Here is a 20,285-nt window from a genome sequence, read left to right as displayed (position 1 = left end):
AAGGAGGCGGTCTGGCGCGGCGGCTCAGCCGCGCTCGCGCGCCTGCTGCCAGGCCTTCATCCTGGCGTTGACCGTCTCGATCTCGAGGCCGACGATCGCCTTGTACTGCGCGGCGATCGCGACCAGCTCATCGTGCGAGGCGACGTCGTGCACGTGGCGAAAGCCGTTCGGCGCCCGCTCCTCGACGATCTGCATCACGTGGTCGGGCCCATGGCCCCGGTTGGCCAGAACGATCCGGGCGGTCTTCGGCAGGCGGTCGGCCTCGTAGGCCTTCAGCGCCCGCTCGATCGGTGCCGCCGGCGCCTGCCCTTGCGCCTCGCCGGCCGCCGCCCCGCCCGCAGCGCCGGCCGCCAGGTCGGCGGCCGCCTTCTCGAGCTCGTCGGCCAGCACCCGCGCATCGAGGATCGCCTGCGAGGCGCCGTTCGAGCCGATCGGGTACATCGGGTGCGCGGCGTCGCCGAGCAGCGTGACGCGCCCGAAGCTCCAGCGGGGCAGCGGGTCGCGGTCGACCATCGGGAACTCGAACACCCGCTCCGCGCCGTCGAAGAGCTTCGGCACGTCGAGCCAGGGAAACTTCCACTCGGCGAAGGCCGGCGCGAACACGCTCTTGGGCACCTCGCGATTCCAGTCGTCCTTGGGCGGCGTGTCGCCGGGCACACGCAGCTCGGCGATCCAGTTCAGCAGCGAGCGGCCCTCGGCGTCGGGCATCGTGATCGGATAGGCGACCAGCTTCTGGTCGGCGTGGCCGACCATGACCATCGTGCGACCGGTCAGCCAGGGCCTGTCGTAGCTGGTGGCGCGCCAGAGGATGCGTCCCGAGTACCGGGGCAGGCCCTCGTCGGGATAGAACTGGCGGCGCACCGCCGAGTGGATGCCGTCGGCCGCGACGATCGCATCGGCCTGCTCGATGCGCGTGCCGCCGTCGCGCCGGTCGCGCAGCACCACCCTGCCCGCATCGGGCTCGACCGAGACCGCCTCGACGCCGGCCGCGACGGCGGCTTCGCCGAGCCGCTCGCGCACCGCATCGAACAGCAGCATCTGCAGCCGGCCGCGGTGGATCGAGAACTGCGGCACCGCGTAGCCGGCGTCCACGCCGCGCGGCTCGGTCCAGATGTGCTGGCCGAACTTGTTGTAGTAGCCGACCTCGGCGGTGCGCACGCCGGTCGCGTCGAGCCGATCGAGCAGGTCGAGCATCGCGAGCTCGGCCACTGCGCTCGGCTGCACGTTGATGCCGACGCCGAGCGGCTTGACCTCGACGGCCGCCTCGACGATGCGCGGCCGGATGCCGCGGGCGTGCAGCATCAGCGCAAGGGTGAGGCCGCCGATGCCGCCTCCGACGATCAGGACTTTCACGTTCGAGTCTGCCGGGCCGAGAATGTGCGCCTAGCTTAGCCGATGGAGCGCCGGCGAGGCGGCGGCCGCCCGGATCCGGCCCTGGAGCGAAAACGGGGCGCCCCAGGGCGCCCCGCGAACCGGGCCGGGCGAGCCGGCTTACTTCGTGTGCTTCTTGATCAGCGTCTTGGCGCCTTCGAGCAGCTCCTTGCCCTTGAAGCCCTTGCTGTCCATCTCCTTGACCCAGGCGTCGGCCACGTCGGCGGCGGCCGTCTGGAAGGCCTTGGCGGCCTCGGGCGACAGCGTGTAGATCGTGTTGCGCGGCGTCTCGGCGGTCTTGCGGCCCTTCGGGTCGTTGCCCTGCTGGACCTTGCCGAGCCAGCCCGAGGCCTCGATGCCGGAGTTGTCGTCGATGACCTTCTTCAGGTCGGGCGGCAGCGAGTCGTACTTCTTCTTGTTCATCGCCACGACGAAGGTCGTCGTGTAGAGCGCCCCGCCGGCCGGGTCGAACTCGGCGTGGAACTTCGCCAGCTCGTTGACCTTGACCGCCGGCACGACCTCCCAGGGGATGACCGCGCCGTCGATCACGCCCTTGGACATCGCGTCGGGGATCTGCGGCAGCGGCATGCCGACCGGCGTCGCGCCGAGCTCGCCGAGCATCTTGGTGATGAAGCGCGTCGGGCCGCGGACCTTAAGGCCCTTCAGGTCTTCGACCGTCTTCACCTGCTTGCTCTTCGTGTGGATCACGCCCGGGCCGTGCACGTTGACCGCGAGCAGCTGGACATCCTTGAACTCGTCCTTCGCGTAGGTCTGCACGTACTCCCAGTAGGCCTTGGACGTGGCCTCGGCGTTCGTCATCATGAAGGGCAGCTCGAACACCTCGATGCGCGGGAAGCGGCCCGGCGTGTTGCCGGGCAGGGTCCAGACGATGTCGACGACGCCGTCCTTGGCCTGGTCGTAGAGGTCGCGCGGCGTGCCGCCGAGCTGCATCGCCGGATAGCGCTCGAACTTGATCTTGCCGCCCGACTCCTTCTCGATCTTGTCCATCCACGGCACGTGCATGTCGAGCCAGACGTTCGACTGCGGCGGCATGAAGGTGTGGAACTTCAGCGTGACCTGCTGGGCCATGGCAGGCATGGCCACGGCGGCGGCCAGTCCGGCGGCCAGGGCAGTCCGGAACAGGGTGCGGCGAAGCTTCATCGATCTGTCTCCTTCGGTGTTTGCCCGCGGGCTTGCTGCCCCGGGTCGTCGTGGCGGCGATGCCGCGCGAGCCCGTTCGGTGCCGGGCACGGTCGATTCTAGTCGGCTAGGACTGCCGGTCTGGCATCCGGACGACAATCCCCGCGAGATCTTCGCGCATTTCGATCTGGCAGGAAAGACGGCTGTTCGGCCTGCGCTCGGCAGCGACCTCGTCGAGCATCCGCAGCTCGTCGGACGACGGCGGCGGCAGGCGGCCGAGCCAGGCCTCGTCGACGTACACGTGGCAGGTCGCGCAGGACAGGCAGCCGCCGCAGATCCCCTCGATCTGGCGGATGCCGTCGAAGACCGCGGCCATCATCAGGTTGTTGCCGGGGTAGACGTCGAGCACGGTCTCGGTCCCGTCGTCGGCGATGAAGTGAACGTCGGGCATCAGAACATCTCGAAGTATTCGCGGTGTTCCCAGTCGGTGACTTCCGCCTCGAAGCGTGCGATCTCGGCGCGCTTGATGCGGGTGTACCAGTCGACGACCGGCTGGCCGAAGGCCTCGACCATGACCCGGTCCTCGCGCAGCGCGGCGAGCGCCTCCTCGAGGCTGCGCGGCAGCAGGGGCGCGTTCGCCTCGTAGGGCGTGTCGGCCGACGGCCCGGGGTCGAGCCGGCGCGCGATGCCGTCGAGGCCGGCGTGGACCTGCGCGGCCATGAACAGGTAGGGATTGGCGGCCGGCTCGCCGGCCCGGTTCTCGAGCCGGGTGCCCGCATCGCCGCCGCCGCCGATCACCCGGACCATCGCGCCGCGGTTGTCGCAGCCCCAGGTGGCGCGGTCCGGCGCCAGCGAATTCGCGCGAAAGCGCCGGTAGCCGTTGATCGTGGGGGTCGCGAACACCGAGGCCCCGCGCGCGTGGGCGAGCAGGCCGCCGAGGAAATGGCGGCCGGTCGGCGTCAGGCAATCGTCGGGGGTGCGGCCGGCCCCGGCGAAGGCGTTGCCGCCGTCGGTGCGCGAGACCAGCGACTGGTGAAGATGCCAGCCCGAGGACATCACGTTCGGCAGCCTGGGCCGGCACATGAAGGTCGCGTGATAGCCGTGCCTGCGCAGGACCTGCTTGGTCGCGCTGCGAAACAGCACCATCGCGTCGGCCGGGTCCATGCCGGTCATCGCGCCGAACACGAACTCGATCTGGCTGGGGCCGAGCTCGACTTCCATCGATCGAAGCGGCAGGCCGAGCTCCAGCAGCGGGCCGCGCAGCAGCTCGACGACCGGCTCGAGCTGGTCGTAGCGCTGCTCGGCGAGCAGGCGATACCCGGTGTTGAGCAGGCTGACCTGCGGCGGCTCGCCGGGCCAGCCGCTGCGCTCGGGCGCGATGCGCGCATCGTCGATCCGGTAGACGTGGAACTCGACCTCGAGGCCGACCTTGTAGTCGTAACCGGCCTGCGCCAGCCGGGCGAGCGCGTCGCGGTAGACCCGGCGCGTGTCGAAGGGCACCGGCCGGCCGTCGGTGAACCAGGCGTCGCACTGGATCCAGCCGCTGCGCGGGCTCCACGGCAGCACCCGGAAGGTGAGCGGGTCGGGAACGATGACGACGTCCGAAGCGCCCTCGAACTCCGGACTGCCCATGCCGGCGCCCGGCGTGAACACCGGCCAGGCGGTCCGGTCGGAACTGTCCTTCAGCAGGTTGGTGCCGACCAGGCCGACGCCGGCCTGCAGCGCGCCGATCGCCTCGGCGGCCACCAGCGTCTTGCCGCGCAGCAGCCCGTGCTGGTCGGCGAAGACGACGCGCACGACTTCCAGCCCCTCGGCGCGGATCCGCTCGGCGACCTGCGCCGCCGCGGCCTGCCCGGCCTGGTCGCGCAGGCCGTGGCGTTCGACGAAGCTCATAGGCGAGCGCCCCAGCTGGCCCGCGCGCGGCGGCGCGAATCGATGCCCCGCCCGAACTCGCGCAGCGCCTCGACGCTGCCGCCGGGCCCGATCGCGTCCATCGTGACCGGGCCGCGCAGGCCCTCCGCCTGCGCCGCGTCGCCGCACGCCGGCGGCATGCCGCCCTGCTCGACCGTCTCGATCGCCTTCAGCAGCATCCGCCGGTAGGCCATGATCGCCTTGTCGGTGGTGCCGAGGTGCTCGCGGGTGCGGTCCTGGATCGGGCCCTGCGACTCGCAGGCCCACTGGTCGTGCACGTTGATGTCGGCGCCCATGCCGGTGTAGGTCTGGGTCAGCTGCTCGCGCGGGTCGAAGCCGTACTGGTTGTCGCGGCCGGCGCGCGGCCGGTACTCGGGAAGCTCGTGCATCTTCAGCCGCTGCTCGCGCATCAGCGCCTTGTCGACCGGCGCCCCGAAGCTGGTGAAGAACGCGAACCAGTAGTTGCTGTAGTCGTCGACCGGCACGTGGAACTGGGTGATCGTCATCTCGTCGGACAGCGGGATCGCGAAGGCCTGCGGAAAGACCTGGTTGGTGATCCGCACGTGGGTCGCGGTGTCGCTGATCCGCCGCAGCGCGGTGAGCTGCAGCCCGTGCGGCGCCGGCTCCACGAAGATCTCGGGCCGATAGTGCTCGCGCATCACCTTGGTCATCGGCAGGTCGGAGTCGCTCGACGCGCTGCGGAACTGCCGGCCGTAACTCTGCTCGCCGGGCTGCTCGTCCTCGAAGAAGCGGTGCAGGAACGAGGCGTGGGCCGGGTCGATGCCGACCTCGAGAGACTGCAGCCAGTTGCAGTCCCACAGCCCCTTGAACGCGAACACGTGCGAGTCGGGCGCCACGAAGCAGTCGAGCGCCGGGAAGGCCGGCGGCTCGCCTTCGCCGAGCCAGGCCCAGACCGCCCCCGCCATCACCCGGACCGGATAGGCGCGCTGGCGGATCCGGTCGCACAGCCTGCTGCCCTCGGGCTCGGCCGGCGTCTCGAGACAGCGGCCGTCGACGTCGAACAGCCAGCCGTGGAAGGGACAGCGCAGGCCGCCGTCCTCGCGCCGGCCGTAGGCAAGGTCGGCGCCGCGGTGCGGGCAGTCGCGATCGAGCAGGCCCCAGCGGTCCTGCTCGTCGCGGAACAGGACGAAGTCCTGGCCTAGCACCCGGACCGCCTTCACCGGGCGCGGGCCGACGCGCGCGGTGTCGAACTCGTCGAGCAGCGCCACCGGCTGCCAGTAGTGGCGCAACAGCCGCCCGCCCGGCGTGCCGGGGCCGACCCGCGAGATCCGGTCGTTCTGCTCGCGCGACATCATGGCGCGGCCCTCCGCGACGTCATGGCCTTGCCTGCCGCGACGTCATGGGGCTGCCTGCGCGACACCATGGCGCTGCCTCCTGTTCCACGATCGATGCGGCGACTCTAGCACGGCATCCGGCGCGAAACCCTCGTGTAGACTCGACCGGACCCTGTTCCGCGACGACACCCCGATGACCGCCGTGAGATCGATGGCCGGCCTGCGCGCGATGCTGGCCGGCGCCCGCCTGGGGCCGCTGCTCTCCGACGCGGCGCTGCTCGCCGCGATGCTGCGCTTCGAGGCCGCGCTGGCCCGCGCCCAGGCCGACTGCGGGCTGGTGCCGCGCGAGGCGGCCGACGCCATCGGCCACGCCTGCGCGCGGCTGGCGGCCGACCCCGCGTTGCTGCAGTCCGTCTTCGACCCGGCCACGCTCGCTCCCCAGGCGCGGCGCGCGAGCACGCTGGCGATCCCCTTCGTGAAGCGGCTGACCGCCGAGGTCGCGGCGAGCTCGCCGCAGGCCGCGCGCTACGTCCACCTGGGCTCCACCAGCCAGGACGTGATCGAGACCGCGACGATGCTGCTGGCCCGCGACGCCGCGCGCGAGCTCGACGCGATGCTGGTCGAGCTGGGCGACTCGCTGGCCGCGCTCGCGCAGGAACATCGCGACACCGTGATCACCGGCCGCACCCTGCTGCAGGCGGCGCTGCCGGTCAGCTTCGGCTGGAAGGCGGCCGGCTGGCTGGACCAGGTCGCCCGCGCCAGGACGCTTCTCGCCCGCGCCGTGAACGAGCAGGCGGTGCTGCAGTTCGGCGGCGCCGCCGGCACGCTGGCCTCGCTGGGCGACGCGGCGCCGCAGCTCGCGCGGGCGCTGGCCGAGGCGCTCGGGCTGCCCGGGCCGGCCACGAGCTGGCACGGCGCGCGCGATCGCGTGGCGCGCATCGGCGCCGAGCTCGCGATGGTCTGCGGCGCCGCCGCCCGGATCGGACGCGACGTGTCGCTGCTGATGCAGCCCGAGGTCGGCGAGGCCTTCGAGCCGGCCGGCGAGGGACGCGGCGGCTCGTCGGCGATGCCGCACAAGCGCAACCCGGTCGGCGCGATGCTGGCCCTCGAAGCCGCGTTCCGCGCGCCGGCGCTGGCCGGCACCCTGCTCGCGGAGCTGGTTTCCGAGCACGAGCGCGGGCTGGGGAGCTGGCAGAACGCGAGCTTCGTGCTGGCCGACTTGTTCGAAGCGGCCGGCAGCGCGGTCGAGGCGATGATCGAAGTGGCCGCCGGCCTGAGGGTCGATCCGGCCCGGATGCGCGAGAACCTCGACCGCACCGGCGGCTTCGTGTTCGCCGAAGCGGTCACGATCGAGCTGGCCGGCGCGCTCGGCAGGCCGGCCGCGGCGGCACTGGTCGAGCGGATATGCAACCGGGCGATCGACACCGGCACGCCGCTTCGCGAAGCGCTGGAGGCCGACCCCGAGGCGGCTGCCGCGCTGGCGCCCGGCACGCTCGACGCGCTCTTCGACCCGGCCGCGCAGCTGACCGGCGCCACCGCGATGCTCGAGGCGGTGCTCGCCGACTGGCGCGCGCAGCGCGCGGGCGACTGAGCGCTTCCCGGCGAACGGGATTTTCGTTCACGGGCGAGCGCAGGCATACTCGCGGGCGCAACGAGAGAGCAGGACGGAGACAAGATGCCCTTCATCGAACGCGACGGCGCGCGCATCCACTGGCGGCTCGACGGCCATCCCGACCGGCCGGCGCTGGTCCTGGGGAACTCGCTGGGCACCGACCTCACGCTGTGGGAGCCGGTGATGCCCGGCCTGCTGCGCCGCTTCAAGGTGCTGCGGATCGACAAGCGCGGCCACGGGGCTTCCGAGGCGAGCGCCGGCGACTACACGATCGCGATGCTGGCCGGCGACGTGCTGGCCGCGATGGACGCGGCCGGCATCGAGCGCGCGCACTACTGCGGCGTGTCGATCGGCGGCATGATCGGCATGTGGCTGGCTGCCAACGCGCCGCAGCGCTTCGAGCGCTTCGTGCTGTCGAACACCTCCGCGAAGACCGCGCCCGAAGGCTTCGCCGAGCGCATCGCGAAGGTCCGCGAGGGCGGCATGGCCGCGATCGCCGACATGGCGCTCGGGCGCTTCTTCACGCCGCATTTCGTGGCGCGCGCCGACGAGCGCTTCCACTCGGTTCGCCGCACGCTGCTGCAGGTCGACCCGACCGGCTACGCCGGCTGCTGCGCGGCGATCCGCGACATGGACCTGCGCCCCGAGCTGCCGCGCATCGCGGCGCCGGTGCTGGTGGTCACCTGCCCCGACGACCAGTCCACGCCGCCGGCGATGGGCGAGGCGATCGTGGCCGCGGTGCCCGGCGCGCGCCATGTCCAGCTGCCGCTCGCGCACATTCCGCACGTCGAGGCACCGGCGCGCTTCGTGGACCTGGTCGCGCGATTCTGCGGCGACGCGCCGCTCGCCGAGCCCGGCCCGGGGCCGCAGTGGCCACCGGCCGCGGCGCCGATGGACGAGGCCGCGCGCTTCGAGCTGGGCCTGGAGCGCCGCCGCGAGGCGCTGGGCCACGACTACGTCGACGCGCGGCTGAAGGCGCTCAATCCGCTGAACGCCGGCTTCCAGAAGATGATCACCCGCTACGCGTGGGGCGAGATCTGGACCCGTCCGGTGTTCGACGATCGCACGCGCCGCATCATCGTGCTGGCCGCGACGATCGCGATGGGCCGCTGGGAGGAGTTCGACCTGCACCTGCGCGCGGGACTGCAGAACGAGCTCGAGACCATGGAGCTCGAGGAGTTGCTGCTGCAATGCGCGATCTACTGCGGCGTGCCGGCGGCCAACACCGCCTTCCATCGCGCGCAGGCGGTGCTGCGCAACACCCGCCCGGTGCGCGGCTGAGGCCGGCCCGATGACCGGCCTTCGCATCTTCGAGTGGCCGGCGCGCCTGTGCGCGTTGTTCGCCGGCATCGTGATGATGGGCGTGGCCGTGGTGACCTGCGGCAGCATCGTGTCCCGGCAGTTCTTCGGCTCGGCCCTGCTCGGCGACTTCGAGCTGGTTCAGGTCGGCATGGCCTTCTCGGTAGCGGCCTTCATGCCGCTGTGCCAGCTTCGCCGCGGCAACATCATCGTCGACTTCTTCACCACCCGCGCCAGCGCCCGCACCCGTACGCTGCTCGACCGGATCGGCTGCCTGCTGCTGGCGGCGATGTGCGGGCTGCTGGCCTGGCGCACGCTGCTGGGCGGCATCAGCGCGAAGGAGTCGGGCTCGGTGACGATGCTGCTGCAGTTCCCGGAGTGGATCGCCTTCCTCGCGATGGTCCCGCCGCTGGCCCTGACCGCGATCATCGCGCTGGCGCAGGCGGTCGGGCCGATGCCGTCCGGCGACGAGGACGAGCTCGCGCAGCCGGCCCGCTGACGCGCGGCCCCAGGACCGGAACAGCCGATGGAACCGATCACCCTTTCGCTGCTGATCTTCGGGATCATGATCGCGCTGATGGTCGTGCGGGTGCCGATCGCGGTCGCGATGTTCGTCGCCGGCACCACCGGCTACCTGATGCAGGCGGGCTGGCTGCCCTATGCGAACTTCCTCAAGACGCAGACCTACTCGCGCTTCTCGAACTACGACCTGTCGGTGATTCCGCTGTTCCTGCTGATGGGGCAGTTCGCGACCCACGGCGGCCTGTCGCGCGCGCTGTTCGCGTTCACCAACAGCCTGATGTCGCGGGTGCGCGGCGGCATGGCAATGGCGGCCGTGATCGCGTGCGCCGCGTTCGGCGCGGTCTGCGGCTCGTCGGTCGCCACCGCGGCGACCGTCGGCACGGTGGCGCTGCCCGAGATGACGCGCCACGGCTACTCGGGCCGGCTCACCACCGCCACGCTGGCCGCCGGCGGCACGCTGGGCATCATGATCCCGCCGTCGGTGATCCTGGTGATCTACGCGATCCTCACCGAGCAGAACATCGCCAAGCTGTTCGCCGCGGCGATGATCCCGGGGCTGATCGCGATGCTCGGCTACCTGGTCGCGATCGCGATCTACGTCAGGCTGGTGCCCGGCCAGGCGCCCGAGCGCGACGAGATCGAGAAGGTCGACATGCGCGACGCGGTGGCCGGGCTGCTGCCGATCGGCGTGATCTTCCTGCTGGTGTTCGGCGGCATCTACGGCGGCGTGTTCACGCCGACCGAGGGCGCGGCGGTCGGCGCGGTCTCCACGCTGCTGCTCGCCTTCGCGCGCGGCGAGCTGACCCGGCACAAGCTCGCGGCGAGCTTCTACCAGGCCGCCGAGAGCTCGGCGATGATCTTCCTGATCTTCATCGGCGCCGACCTGATGAACTCGGCGCTGGCGCTCACGCAGGTGCCGACGCAGCTGGCGCAGGCGGTCGGCGAGTCGGGCCTGCCCCCGCTGGCGATCGTCGGCGCGATCCTGGTCTTCTACATCGTGCTCGGCTGCGTGATGGACGAGCTGTCGATGATCCTGCTGACCGTGCCGATCTTCTTCCCGATGGTCATGGGGCTCGAGCTGTGGGGGCTGGACCCGACCGGCAAGGCGATCTGGTTCGGCGTGCTGATCCTGATGGTCGTCGGCATCGGACTGATCGCGCCGCCGGTCGGCCTGAACGTGTACATCGTCAACGGCCTGGCGAAGGGCGTGCCGATCGGCGAGAGCTACCGCGGCGTCGTGCCCTTCCTGGTCAGCGACCTGCTGCGGACCCTGCTGCTGCTGTTCGTGCCATCCTTGTCGCTGTTCCTGGTCGGATTCATGGATTGAGATGAAGCACCTTCTTCCCCGCGAGGCCTACGATTTCGTGCAGAGCACGCCCGACGCGCTGTTCATCGACTGCCGCAGCGACGCCGAGTACTTCTTCGTCGGCCACGCGCTCGGCGCGATGCACGTGGCCTGGTACGACGCGCCGGACTGGGACCTGAACCCCGAATTCGTCACCGACGTGAAGAAGCTGGCCGGACACTCGATGGACCGGCCGATCGTGCTGATCTGCCGCAGCGGCAAGCGCTCGGTGGAGGCCGCCGAGGCGCTCGAGCAGGCCGGCTTCAACAACGTGAGCAACGTGCTGCACGGCTTCGAAGGCGACCTGAACGCCGAGCGGCAGCGCGGCAAGCTGAACGGCTGGCGGCACGACGGCCTGCCCTGGGAGCAGTTCTAGCGAGGCCCGCGTGCGCCGGTCGAGCGGCGCCCGGGAGCGCCGGCCGCGCCGGCGAGGCGCGCGTCAGTGCAGGGCGACCGGGGTCTGCATCAGGCCCTGGAAACCGCTGAGGAATTCGTCGACGTCCTCGGTCGAGGGCTCGGCCTCGATCAGCCGCTGGACGCCCTCGCGGAACCGGATCGCCAGGTCGCCGCCCAGGTAGATCTCGCGGCGGCCCAGCTTGTCCATGATCTCGTAGCCGCCGATCTCACCGGCGGGGTCGCGGAACTCCACGACGCAATAGCTGGCACTGTTGTAGATCGTGTTCATCTCGGCACCTCTCGACGACTGTCATGAAGATGACGGCGGGTCGGGAGATTTCAAGCCGGCCAGCTCGGCCTGCAGACGGGCGGCCAGCGGCTCGACGGTTTCGGCGGCGACATCGAGCCGCAGCTCGATCCGGCTGTCGCGCCGCCAGCCGGTCGGCGCCCAGGCGGCTTCCCGGCCGTCGAATCGCCACAGGTACCAGTCGCGGGCCGTCCTGAACGCCGCCTCGGCGCCGAGCAGGCCGGGAAGGTGCATCCAGCCCTCGCTCAGTCGCACGAGGCTGGCGCGATCGAAGACCGCATCGGCCGGCCAGCGCCAGGCGATCACCGTCGGCGACCCGGCCTTGCCGATGGCGATGCATTGCTGCACCTGACCTTCGCGGTGAGCAGGCACCCACTCACCATGTTCGGGCGCATCTTCCGGAGCTGCGGTGGAACCGTCCGACTCGCCACCCGCGGCCGGCGGGCCTGCGTCGGCCCAGACCTGGACGCTCCGGCGAAAGGGCGGGCGGCCGCGCAGGCGGGCGGCCAGCGCGGCGCAATCGACGCGGCCGCGCGCGGCACCGACGCCTGCCGCGGCGGAACCGGTCGGCGTCTCCCCGCTGGGCCGCCCCTCTCCGACCGGGCCGCAACCGGTCAGCACCACGCGGTTCGCGGCTTCCAGCTGGGCGGCCAGCAGCCATGCGGCCCTTCCGCTCGAGCCGGCCCCGGCGCGCCGCCCGTCCACGAGCGCCGTGGTTTCGGCACACCCCGCGTCGACGACCGCCACCACCTCGTCGACCCGCAGGTGGCGGGCGCCGGCGCCCGATCTCAGCTGGTCGAGGAAGCTCGCCGGCTCGCCGCTGCCGTCGAGTTCGACGAGCAACCTGTCCCACGGCCCCTGGCGCAACAGCCTGACGAGCGCGGCCTCGAAGGCCGCACGCCCGCTGCAGCATGGGCAGCCCCCGACCGAAACGAAGGCGCCGGCCGGGGCGCGCAACAGGCCGCGGCCGGCGGCCTCGCCGGCCATCAGCGCCCAGCGGGCGCCGGCCGGGGCCGCCTCGATCCAGCGCGAAATCAGGGCCGACTTGCCGGCTCCGGGCAGGCCGACGACCACGGTGACAGGCAGGCGCGGATCTGAACGGCCGTCGACGGCCCCTCCATCGTTCCCTGTCGCGCTGCCGGCGGTCATCGTCGCGCCCGACCAGTCCCGCCTAGCGCCGCCAGAAGGCGCCGGTGAGCACCACGAAGAAGGTCAGCAGCTCGAGCCGCCCGGCCAGCATGGCCAGCGTGAGCAGCCAGGCCTGGACCGCGCTCAGGCTCGCGTAGTTCGCGGTCGGCCCGAACTCGCCCAGCGCGGGGCCGAGGTTGTTCACCATCGCGACCGCAGCGGAAAAGGCGGTCAGGAAGTCGAGCCCGGTGGCCAGCAGCAGGAAGGTCACCACGACCTGGGTGGCGCCCCACAGCAGCATGAAGCCGAGCACCGCGAAGATGATCCGGTTCTCGACGATCTGGCCGTTGATCGTGAGCGGCGAGATCGCCCTGGGGTGCACGATCCGGCCGAGCTCGCGGGCCGTCTGGCGGACCAGGATCAGCGAGCGGATCATCTTGATGCCGCCGCCGGTCGAGCCCGCCGACGAGCCTACGCAGGCCAGGAACAGCATCCACATCGGCGCGAAGACCGGCCAGCCGGCGTAGTCCTGGCTCATGTAGCCGGTGGAGGTGCCCAGCGACACGGTGTTGAACAGCGCATGGCGCAGGGACTCGGCCAGCGAGTCGTATTGCCCCTGCCAGTGCAGGTAGAGCCCGAGCGCCAGGCCGCTGCCCAGCAGCAGCACGAGCACCGCCCGGGCCTCGGGGTCCCGCAGGTAGGGGCCGATCGAGCGGGCGCGAACCGCCCTGAAGTGGGTCGCGAAGTTCAGCACCGCGATCAGCATGAAGACGAGCAGGATCGCCTCGACCGCCGGCGACTCGAAGCCGCCGACGCTGGCGTCGCGGTTCGAGAACCCGCCCAGCGCCAGCGCCGAGAAGGCGTGGCAGACCGCGTCGAACCACGACTCCTCGGCGATGTAGCGCAGGCTCAGCGCGCACGCGGCGGTGAGCGAGATGTAGATCAGCCAGAGCGCCTTCGCGGTCTCGGTGATCCGCGGCGTCAGCTTGCTCTCCTTCATCGGCCCGGCCATCTCGGCCTTGAACAGCTGCATGCCGCCCACGCCCAGCATCGGCAGGATCGCGACCGCCATCACGATGATGCCCATGCCGCCGTACCACTGCATCGCGTGGCGCCAGATGTTGACCGACTGCGGCAGGTGCTCGAGGCCGGTCAGCACGGTGGCGCCGGTGGTCGTGAGCCCGGCGACTGCCTCGAAGAAGGCGTGAGTGAGCGAAAGACCGGGAATCTCGAGCTTCAACGGGACCGAGGCCGCGACCGCCATCGTGACCCAGCCGAGCACGACCAGCAGCGGCCCGTCGCGCGGCTCGAGCTCGCGGCGATAGCGGCGCGTGAAGGCCCAGAGCAGGGCGCCGGCCGCCAGGCAGGCGGTGGCCGACGTGAAGAAGCTGACGTGGGCGCCGTCGTCGACCGCGAGCGACCACGCGAGCGGCAGCAGGAAGGTGGCGGCGAACACCGTCAGCAGGCCGCCCAGCACGTGGGCGATGACCAGGAGCCGGATCAAGCGCGCTCCCGCCGCTCAGGACAGGTTTCGGGGCATGGCGGCGCGATCATACCGCCGCGAGCCGGGGCCCGTCGCGTCAGCTCGAGGTCCAGTAGTCGTAGGCGGCGAGCGCCAGCCCGCCGAGCAGGATGATCGTGATGTCCAGCTGGGGAAGCTTGAACACGTAGGGCGCGAAGAAGGCCGCGAGCAACAGCAGGCCCACCAGCGCGGACAGTCTCTCGAACCTCTTCATGAAGCACTCCGTTTGTTCACCTCGTTGACGAGCCACCTGCACGCCCGCAGCATGCGCGCGTCGTCGTGCAGGCGGCCCACCGCCTGGATGCCGAAAGGCAGGCCGCCGGACAGCCTGAACAGCGGCAGGTTCAGGCTGGGCAGCCCGGCGAAGGTCCAGACCGTCTGCATGATCGGGTTGCCGGTCGAAGCCAGGCCCTTCGGCGCCGCGCCCAGGGTGGCAGGCGTCAGGATGGCGTCGAAATGCTCGAAGAACTCGTCGAAGGCGCAGGACACGTGCGGCATCCGCTCCCTGGCCGCCAGGTAGTCGACGACCGGCACCGCGATGCCCCGCTCGATCTGCTCACGCAGCTTGTCGCTGAGCTTGTCGGGGTGGTGCCGGTACTCGCGCTGCAAGGCGAAGGCCAGCTCCGGCTCGTGGACCTGCCGGTGCCACTGCACCGCCTGTTCGACGATCGACGGCAGCTCGACGACGCTCACGGAGCCGTCCATCGCCTCGAGGAACTCCTCGCAGGCGAGCCGCGCTTCCTCGTCGATCCGGTCCCACCAGGGTGTCCGGACGAAGCAGAACTTCGGGTCGAGCGGCGGCTCGGAGCGCGCGATGTCGTGCATCCGCCTGGGCGGGATGCCGCGAGTCGCGGCATCGTGGCCGTCGTCGCCGGCCATGATCTCGGCGACCAGCGCCAGGCCCTCGATCGAGCGGGCGAACACGCCGAGCTGGTCGAGCGACGGCGATTGCTCGAAGGAACCGGTGCGCGGCAGGACGCCGGCCGACGGCTTGAAGCCGTAGACGCCGCAGAACGAGGCCGGCCGGACGACCGAGCCGTTGGTCTGGCTGCCGAGCGCCACCGGCACGATGCCGGCAGCCACGGCGGCCGCGGAGCCGCTGGACGAACCGCCCGGGGTGTGCGCCAGGTCGTGCGGATTGCGCGTGGGCCCGGGATGGAAGGTGGCGAACTCGGTGGTCACGGTCTTGCCGTAGATCACCGCGCCGGCGTCGCGCAGCCGGCGGACCACCGTCGCATCGGCCACCGCGTAGCGGCCCTCGTGGATCGGGCTGCCGTAGGCGGTCGGGAAATCGATCGTGTCGATGATGTCCTTGACCGCAATCGGCACGCCGTACAGCGCGGGCAGGGAATCTCCGCGGGCCCGCTGGGCCTTCAGGTGCTCGGCCTGCAGCCTGATCACCCGGTCGTCGAGGCTGGCGAAGGCGCGGACCTGCTCGTCCGCCGCCTTCGCGCTCGCCAGGTGCCGATCGTAGAACTCGACGACGTCGGCCTGCCCCGAAGCCAGCAGCTCCCGGTAATCCCCGGCGCCGAACGACTGAACGGATCTCTCTGCCGACATGCCCGTCACTGCACCTTGAAGATGTCCGGGTTCACCACCGACGGGTCGTTCGGGTCGAAGGGAACCTCGGTCGGCTGGCTGAAGAAATGGTCGGGCAGGTAGGTGACCATCGACGGGTAGATGTAGGTCAGCGCCAGGGTCAGGATCACCATCCCCACGAACGGGAAGCAGCCCCTGAAGATCGTCCACAGCTCCACGCCCTTTGGCGCCACGCCCTTCAGGTAGTAGGCGGACATCGCCATCGGCGGGGTGAGGAAGGAGGTCTGGAGGTTGATCGCGATCAGGATGCCGAAAAGGATCGGGTCGACGCCGAACACCGGCAGCAGCGGCAGGAAGATCGGCACGAAGATGATGATGATCTCGCTCCACTCCAGCGGCCAGCCCAGGATGAAGATGATCAGCTGGGTGAGCAGCAGGAACTGCACCGTGCTCAGGTCGAGCGCGAGCATGAAGTCCTTCACCACGTGCTCGCCGCCGAGGTACGAGAACACCGACGAGAAGGTCGCCGCGCCGACGAACAGGAAGCACACCATCGCCGAGGTGCGGGCCGTCAGGTAGACCGCCTCGCGCAGCCGCTCCCAGGTGAAGGCCCGGTAGACGACGGCCAGGATGATGCCGCCCAGCGCGCCCATCGCGGCGGCCTCGCTGGGCGTGGCCAGGCCGAACAGGATCGAGCCGAGCACGGCCACGATCAGCGCCGCCAGCGGCACGAAGGCGGTCAGCACCAGCATCGCGCTCTCCGCGAAGCTGTACTGGTCGAGCTCCTTTGGCCTGGGACACAGGGCGGGGTTGAGGGTCGCGCGGGTGATCACGTAGATCACGTAGAGGCCGGCCAGCACGAAGCCGGGGATCAGCGCCGCCGCATACAGCTTGACCACCGAGACGCTCGCCGTGGCGGCGTACACGATCAGCAGGATCGACGGCGGAATCAGGATCCCGAGCGTGCCGCCGGCCGTGATGACGCCGCTGGAGATCTTCTGGTCGTAGCCCGCCTTCAGCATCGGCGGCAGCGCGATCAGGCCCATCAGCGTGACCACCGCGCCGACGATGCCGGTTGCGGTCGCGAACAGCGCGCAGGTGACCAGCGCGGCCACCGCCATCGAGCCCGGCAGGAAGCGCAGCCCGACCTGCAGGCTGTGGAACAGCCGGTCGAGGATGTTGGCGCGCTCGATGATGTACCCCATGAACAGGAACAGGGGTATCGAGATCAGCGTGTCGTTGTTCATCACGCTGAAGGTGTTCTGCGTGAACAGGTAGAAGATCCGGTTGTCCCAGAACTCCTGCCCCGGCACGTAGTACGCGTAGTAGCCGAAGCTGATGCCCATCGCCATCAGCGTGAAGGCGATAGGGAAACCCAGGAAGATGAAGACGATGAAGACGCCCAGCATCAGCAGGGCGATGATCGGATCACTCATTGCTTGGACGCTCCGCCGTGCTGCTGCTGCAGGATCACTTCAAGTTCCTCGACGTCGCCGCCGCGCGGCAGCCAGCTGCCCTGGCGGATGCAGACCAGGCATCGCATGACCTCGGCGATGCCCGCCAGCAGCAGCGTGATGCCCCCGACGAAGATGATCAGCTTCAGCGGCCAGACCGGCACGCCGGCCGGGCTGTTGACGCTGGCCTCGAGGATGCGCGTCGACTCGAACGAGTAGCTGGCGCCCGTGTACACCATCGCGAAGATGGCCGGGAAATAGAAGACGAAATAGAGGACGAGGTCCACCTTCGCCTGCGTGCGCGGCGCCCACTTCCGGTAGAGGAAGTCGCCCCGCACGTGCGAGCCGCGCGACAGCGCGTACGCACCCGACATCATGAACAGCGCCCCGTACAGCATGTAGCTCATGTCGAACGCCCACGCGGTGGGGGCGTGGAGCACGTAGCGCATGAACACTTCGAAGCAGGTGCTGGCCGTGAGGACGAGCACGCACCATGCGAACGCGTGGCCGATGGCCTTGCTGAAGATGTCGATGATCCGGATCAGGTTTTCCATTCGTCGAAACCCATGCCGTCTGCGAAAACAAAAAAGCTGCCGAGGATCCTCGGCAGCTTTGCCTACTGCATGAAGATCAGGTGGGCAGCTTGATCTTCTGCACGTGCTCGAAGGCCATCTTGTAGTCGGCCTCGTTCGTGAAGTGATAGAAGCCCACGCGGCGCGACCACGCCTTGAAGGAGTCGTTCACTTCCTTGAACATGTCGACTTCCTTCTCGAGCTTCGCCGTGACCTTGTCCCAGGCCGCGAGCTGGCCCTTGTAGACGTCTTGCGGGGTGCGCGAGACCTGCACCTTGTGCTTGACGATCAGCTCCTGGAGGTCCTTCGAGTAGCTGTCGTGCGCCAGCGAGGTGTTCGCCAGCGACGTGGCCTCGGCCGCGTACTTCAGGATCGCCTTCAGCTCGGGAGCAAGCGCGTTGTACTTGTCCTTGTTGAAGATGATCTCGAAGAACTCCTGCGCCTGGTGGTAGGAGCCCATCGAGTAGTACTTGGCGACGTCCTGGGCGCCGAAGCGCATGTCGGAGGTCGGGTTGTTGAACTCGAACGCGTCGATGACGCCGCGCTGCATGGCGGGAACGATCTCGCCGCCCGGCAGCTGGGCGACGGCCATGCCCATCTCCTGCAGCATGTCGGCCGCCAGGCCGATCGTGCGGTACTTGAAGCCCTTGAGCGCGGCAGCGGTCTTGGGCGGGGGGTTCTTGAACCAGCCCAGCGGCTGCGAGGGCATCGGGAAGGCGAAGAAGCCCACGACGTTCAGGTTCAGCTTGGCGACGAGCTTGTCCCAGAGCTGCTGGCCGCCGCCCTGGTAGATCCAGGTCAGGCCGATCTCGGGGGTGGCGCCGCTGACCGGACCCGTGCCGAACAGCGAAGCGACCTTCGACTTGCCGTACCAGTAGCCGGACACGTGGTGGCCGGCATCGAGAACGCCCTTGCTGACCGCGTCCATCAGCTCGAAGGGCTTCACGACGGCGCCGGCCGGCAGGTACTCGAGGCGCAGGCGGCCGCCCGCCATCTCGTTGACCCGGGTCACGTACTGCTGCGCCATCTCGGTGAAGATGTCGTTGGCGCCCCAGGCGCCCTGCATCTTCATGACGACCGGCGACTGCGCGACCGAGATCATCGGCGTGGCGAGCGCGGCGGCACCGGCAGCACCAGTGGCGGCAGTGCCGAGGAAGCGGCGGCGCGCGGGCTTGCTTTCCGTTGCTGCTTCGTTCGAAGGCCGTACGGATTTTTCGGTCATGTCGTGTCTCCTCTCGGGAATACCCTGTGGGCTATCGTTGAACTCGGTCGCGCCATCCGACGACGGCTGACGCCGGCCAGGCGAAGCCAGGCGCGTTTTCAATCCAGGCGCGCAGTGTAACTATCTCACGGGATCGGGACAAGTTGGCGCAAGATCGGTGCGAATTAGGAATAGAACTGACGGGCACGCCAGCAATTACCCCCGCTGCGTTGCCCGCCCCCTAGAAGAACCCGACGCTCACCTGGAACAGGCGCTCGACCTTCGGAATCATGCGCCGGTTCTCGACGAACACGATCACGTGGTCGCCGGACTCGATGACCGTGTCGTGATGCGCCATGATCACCTCGGCCGCCTCGCGGCGCTCGCCGCGCCGGCCGGCGACGCCGGCATCGGCCACCGGCCGCACGATGGCGCCTATCGTGGCGCCGCGCGGCAGGTCGATCTCCTCGATCCGGCGGCCGACGACCTTCGAGGACTTCGCGTCGCCGTGGGCGACCGCCTCGAGCGCCTCGGCCGCGCCGCGGCGCAGCGAATGCACCGCGACCACGTCGCCGCGCCGCACGTGCGCGAGCAGCTGGCCTATGGTCGTCTGCGAGGGAACGATCGCGATGTCGATCCGGTTGCCCTCGACCAGGTCGGCGTAGGCCTGCCGGTTGATCAGCGCGATCGTGCGCCGCGCGCCCATCCGCTTGGCGAGCATGCACGACATGATGTTGTTCTCGTCGTCGGAGGTGACCGCGATGAACAGGTCGCTGTCCGACACGCCCTCGTCGGAGAGCAGGTCCTCGTCGGTGGAGTCGCCGTTCAGCACCAGCGTCGAGGCCGGCAGCTGGGTGACCAGGTAGTTGCAGCGATTGCGGTTGGTCTCGACGATCTTGACCTGGTAGTCGCTGCCCAGGCTGCGCGCGAGTCGCAGGCCGATGTTGCCGCCGCCGGCGATCATGACCCGCCGCACCGGCTTGTCCATCCGGCGCAGGTCGGACAGCGCGGTGCGGATGTGCTCGGAAGGCGCGAGCAGGAAGACCTCGTCGCCCGGCTCGATCATCGTGTTGCCCTCGGGCCGGATCGAGCGGTCGTTACGGAACATCGCCACGACCCGCATGTCGATGTCGGGGTGGTGCGCGCGCAGGTCGCTGATCGGATGCGAGACCAGCGGGCCGCCGGCGTAGGCGCGCACCGCGATCAGGCTGGCCCGGCCGTCGGCGAACTCGAGCACCTGGAGCGCCTCCGGGAACTCGATCAGCTTGCGCACGTAGTCGGTGACCGTCTGCTCCGGGCAGATCAGGTGGTCGACGTAGAAGCCGCCCTCGCCGGTGATCTCGGAGTGGGCCTGGAATTCGGGCGCGCGAATGCGCGCGATGCGGGTCGGCACGTTGAACAGCCGGGCCGCGATCTGGCAGGCCACGAGGTTGGTCTCGTCGCGCGCCGCGGTGGCGATCAGCATGTCGGCGTCCTCGATGCCGGCCTGCTCGAGCACCGGCGGATGCGTGCCGTTGCCGGCCACCGTGCGAAGGTCGAGGCGATCCTGGAGCTGGCGAAGCTGCGCGACGTCGGTGTCGACGACGGTGATGTCGTTGCGCTCGGAGACGAGGCTCTCGGCGACTGAGGCGCCGACCCTGCCGGCGCCGAGGATGACGATCTTCAAGGGGC

Annotated in this window: 19 protein-coding genes; 5 read left to right on the top strand and 14 right to left on the bottom strand. The window is 70.0% G+C overall.

What is annotated here, in order from left to right:
* Nucleotides 1-24: 24 nt before the first annotated feature.
* The 5 genes from M6I34_RS12540 to M6I34_RS12520 all read right to left on the bottom strand — a co-directional run bounded on the left by M6I34_RS12540 (nucleotide 25) and on the right by M6I34_RS12520 (nucleotide 5,738).
* Nucleotides 25-1,353 (bottom strand): flavin-dependent oxidoreductase, encoded by a 1,329-nt coding sequence (locus M6I34_RS12540; RefSeq protein ID WP_272486012.1) that lies wholly within the window; start codon nucleotides 1,351-1,353, stop codon nucleotides 25-27.
* A 138-nt stretch (nucleotides 1,354-1,491) separates the two neighbouring features.
* Nucleotides 1,492-2,532 (bottom strand): TRAP transporter substrate-binding protein, encoded by a 1,041-nt coding sequence (locus M6I34_RS12535; protein WP_272486011.1) that lies wholly within the window; start codon nucleotides 2,530-2,532, stop codon nucleotides 1,492-1,494.
* A gap of 106 nt (nucleotides 2,533-2,638) precedes the next feature.
* Nucleotides 2,639-2,962, bottom strand: a complete 324-nt coding sequence (locus M6I34_RS12530) for a 2Fe-2S iron-sulfur cluster-binding protein (protein ID WP_272486010.1) — start codon at nucleotides 2,960-2,962, stop codon at nucleotides 2,639-2,641.
* Nucleotides 2,962-4,404, bottom strand: coding sequence for a glutamine synthetase family protein (locus M6I34_RS12525; protein WP_272486009.1), 1,443 nt, complete (start codon nucleotides 4,402-4,404; stop codon nucleotides 2,962-2,964). Before M6I34_RS12525 ends, M6I34_RS12530 begins: the two co-directional genes overlap by 1 nt.
* A complete protein-coding gene (locus M6I34_RS12520) occupies nucleotides 4,401-5,738 on the bottom strand; it encodes an aromatic ring-hydroxylating oxygenase subunit alpha (RefSeq protein WP_272486008.1) in 1,338 nt (445 codons plus the stop codon). The genes M6I34_RS12525 and M6I34_RS12520 overlap by 4 nt, the downstream gene beginning before the upstream one ends.
* 172 nt (nucleotides 5,739-5,910) lie before the next feature.
* On the opposite strand from M6I34_RS12520, the gene pcaB reads away from it, so the two are divergent.
* The 5 genes from pcaB (at nucleotide 5,911) to M6I34_RS12495 (ending at nucleotide 10,871) form a co-directional block, all read left to right on the top strand.
* A complete protein-coding gene (gene pcaB, locus M6I34_RS12515; RefSeq protein ID WP_272486007.1) occupies nucleotides 5,911-7,308 on the top strand; it encodes a 3-carboxy-cis,cis-muconate cycloisomerase in 1,398 nt (465 codons plus the stop codon).
* Between the two features lie 84 nt (nucleotides 7,309-7,392).
* Nucleotides 7,393-8,610: a bifunctional 3-oxoadipate enol-lactonase/4-carboxymuconolactone decarboxylase PcaDC gene (gene pcaDC, locus M6I34_RS12510; RefSeq protein WP_272486006.1), complete on the top strand. Its 1,218-nt coding sequence runs from the start codon at nucleotides 7,393-7,395 to the stop codon at nucleotides 8,608-8,610.
* A 10-nt stretch (nucleotides 8,611-8,620) separates the two neighbouring features.
* Nucleotides 8,621-9,127, top strand: coding sequence for a TRAP transporter small permease (locus M6I34_RS12505; RefSeq protein WP_272486005.1), 507 nt, complete (start codon nucleotides 8,621-8,623; stop codon nucleotides 9,125-9,127).
* A 27-nt stretch (nucleotides 9,128-9,154) separates the two neighbouring features.
* A complete protein-coding gene (locus M6I34_RS12500; protein ID WP_272486004.1) occupies nucleotides 9,155-10,477 on the top strand; it encodes a TRAP transporter large permease in 1,323 nt (440 codons plus the stop codon).
* A 1-nt stretch (nucleotide 10,478) separates the two neighbouring features.
* Entirely contained in the window at nucleotides 10,479-10,871 is a 393-nt protein-coding gene (locus M6I34_RS12495; RefSeq protein ID WP_272486003.1) for a rhodanese-like domain-containing protein, read from the top strand.
* A gap of 63 nt (nucleotides 10,872-10,934) precedes the next feature.
* Here M6I34_RS12495 and M6I34_RS12490 read toward each other — a convergent pair whose 3' ends face one another.
* From M6I34_RS12490 to trkA, 9 genes are all read right to left on the bottom strand, one after another.
* Nucleotides 10,935-11,180 carry a BTH_I0359 family protein gene (locus tag M6I34_RS12490; protein WP_272486002.1) on the bottom strand — a complete coding sequence of 82 codons (246 nt, stop codon included), beginning with the start codon at nucleotides 11,178-11,180 and terminating at the stop codon, nucleotides 10,935-10,937.
* A gap of 21 nt (nucleotides 11,181-11,201) precedes the next feature.
* Complete coding sequence (locus M6I34_RS12485; RefSeq protein WP_272486001.1) at nucleotides 11,202-12,347, bottom strand: GTP-binding protein; 1,146 nt, start codon at nucleotides 12,345-12,347, stop codon at nucleotides 11,202-11,204.
* A gap of 22 nt (nucleotides 12,348-12,369) precedes the next feature.
* Nucleotides 12,370-13,830 (bottom strand): TrkH family potassium uptake protein, encoded by a 1,461-nt coding sequence (locus M6I34_RS12480; protein ID WP_272486000.1) that lies wholly within the window; start codon nucleotides 13,828-13,830, stop codon nucleotides 12,370-12,372.
* 76 nt (nucleotides 13,831-13,906) lie between these two features.
* The gene (locus tag M6I34_RS12475; protein WP_272485999.1) at nucleotides 13,907-14,062 is read right to left on the bottom strand and encodes a hypothetical protein; all 156 of its coding nucleotides are present in this window, start codon (nucleotides 14,060-14,062) and stop codon (nucleotides 13,907-13,909) included.
* A complete protein-coding gene (locus M6I34_RS12470; protein ID WP_272485998.1) occupies nucleotides 14,059-15,408 on the bottom strand; it encodes an amidase in 1,350 nt (449 codons plus the stop codon). The genes M6I34_RS12475 and M6I34_RS12470 overlap by 4 nt, the downstream gene beginning before the upstream one ends.
* 5 nt (nucleotides 15,409-15,413) lie before the next feature.
* Nucleotides 15,414-16,823 (bottom strand): TRAP transporter large permease, encoded by a 1,410-nt coding sequence (locus tag M6I34_RS12465; protein WP_272485997.1) that lies wholly within the window; start codon nucleotides 16,821-16,823, stop codon nucleotides 15,414-15,416.
* A complete protein-coding gene (locus M6I34_RS12460) occupies nucleotides 16,820-17,395 on the bottom strand; it encodes a TRAP transporter small permease subunit (protein WP_272485996.1) in 576 nt (191 codons plus the stop codon). Before M6I34_RS12460 ends, M6I34_RS12465 begins: the two co-directional genes overlap by 4 nt.
* Nucleotides 17,396-17,471: 76 nt before the next feature.
* Complete coding sequence (locus tag M6I34_RS12455) at nucleotides 17,472-18,635, bottom strand: TRAP transporter substrate-binding protein (RefSeq protein WP_272485995.1); 1,164 nt, start codon at nucleotides 18,633-18,635, stop codon at nucleotides 17,472-17,474.
* 220 nt (nucleotides 18,636-18,855) lie between these two features.
* Nucleotides 18,856-20,280 carry a Trk system potassium transporter TrkA gene (gene trkA / locus M6I34_RS12450; RefSeq protein ID WP_272485994.1) on the bottom strand — a complete coding sequence of 475 codons (1,425 nt, stop codon included), beginning with the start codon at nucleotides 20,278-20,280 and terminating at the stop codon, nucleotides 18,856-18,858.
* Nucleotides 20,281-20,285 lie beyond the last annotated feature (5 nt).

It is taken from the genome of Zeimonas sediminis (assembly GCF_023721795.1).
GTDB lineage: Bacteria > Pseudomonadota > Gammaproteobacteria > Burkholderiales > Burkholderiaceae_E > Zeimonas > Zeimonas sediminis.
Note: the sequence above shows the minus strand (reverse complement) of the source record. Positions and strands in the feature narration are given on the sequence as shown.

What these genes read in the sequence shown, in the direction of transcription:
- M6I34_RS12455 (WP_272485995.1), bottom strand. Translation starts at nt 18,635, where the DNA reads ATGACCGAAAAATCCGTACGGCCTTCGAACGAAGCAGCAACGGAAAGC.
- M6I34_RS12495 (WP_272486003.1), top strand. Translation starts at nt 10,479, where the DNA reads ATGAAGCACCTTCTTCCCCGCGAGGCCTACGATTTCGTGCAGAGCACG.
- pcaDC (WP_272486006.1), top strand. Translation starts at nt 7,393, where the DNA reads ATGCCCTTCATCGAACGCGACGGCGCGCGCATCCACTGGCGGCTCGAC.
- M6I34_RS12525 (WP_272486009.1), bottom strand. Translation starts at nt 4,404, where the DNA reads ATGAGCTTCGTCGAACGCCACGGCCTGCGCGACCAGGCCGGGCAGGCC.
- M6I34_RS12465 (WP_272485997.1), bottom strand. Translation starts at nt 16,823, where the DNA reads ATGAGTGATCCGATCATCGCCCTGCTGATGCTGGGCGTCTTCATCGTC.
- M6I34_RS12460 (WP_272485996.1), bottom strand. Translation starts at nt 17,395, where the DNA reads ATGGAAAACCTGATCCGGATCATCGACATCTTCAGCAAGGCCATCGGC.
- M6I34_RS12470 (WP_272485998.1), bottom strand. Translation starts at nt 15,408, where the DNA reads ATGTCGGCAGAGAGATCCGTTCAGTCGTTCGGCGCCGGGGATTACCGG.
- M6I34_RS12500 (WP_272486004.1), top strand. Translation starts at nt 9,155, where the DNA reads ATGGAACCGATCACCCTTTCGCTGCTGATCTTCGGGATCATGATCGCG.
- M6I34_RS12535 (WP_272486011.1), bottom strand. Translation starts at nt 2,532, where the DNA reads ATGAAGCTTCGCCGCACCCTGTTCCGGACTGCCCTGGCCGCCGGACTG.
- M6I34_RS12485 (WP_272486001.1), bottom strand. Translation starts at nt 12,347, where the DNA reads ATGACCGCCGGCAGCGCGACAGGGAACGATGGAGGGGCCGTCGACGGC.
- M6I34_RS12520 (WP_272486008.1), bottom strand. Translation starts at nt 5,738, where the DNA reads ATGATGTCGCGCGAGCAGAACGACCGGATCTCGCGGGTCGGCCCCGGC.
- pcaB (WP_272486007.1), top strand. Translation starts at nt 5,911, where the DNA reads ATGACCGCCGTGAGATCGATGGCCGGCCTGCGCGCGATGCTGGCCGGC.
- M6I34_RS12475 (WP_272485999.1), bottom strand. Translation starts at nt 14,062, where the DNA reads ATGAAGAGGTTCGAGAGACTGTCCGCGCTGGTGGGCCTGCTGTTGCTC.
- M6I34_RS12530 (WP_272486010.1), bottom strand. Translation starts at nt 2,962, where the DNA reads ATGCCCGACGTTCACTTCATCGCCGACGACGGGACCGAGACCGTGCTC.
- M6I34_RS12490 (WP_272486002.1), bottom strand. Translation starts at nt 11,180, where the DNA reads ATGAACACGATCTACAACAGTGCCAGCTATTGCGTCGTGGAGTTCCGC.
- M6I34_RS12505 (WP_272486005.1), top strand. Translation starts at nt 8,621, where the DNA reads ATGACCGGCCTTCGCATCTTCGAGTGGCCGGCGCGCCTGTGCGCGTTG.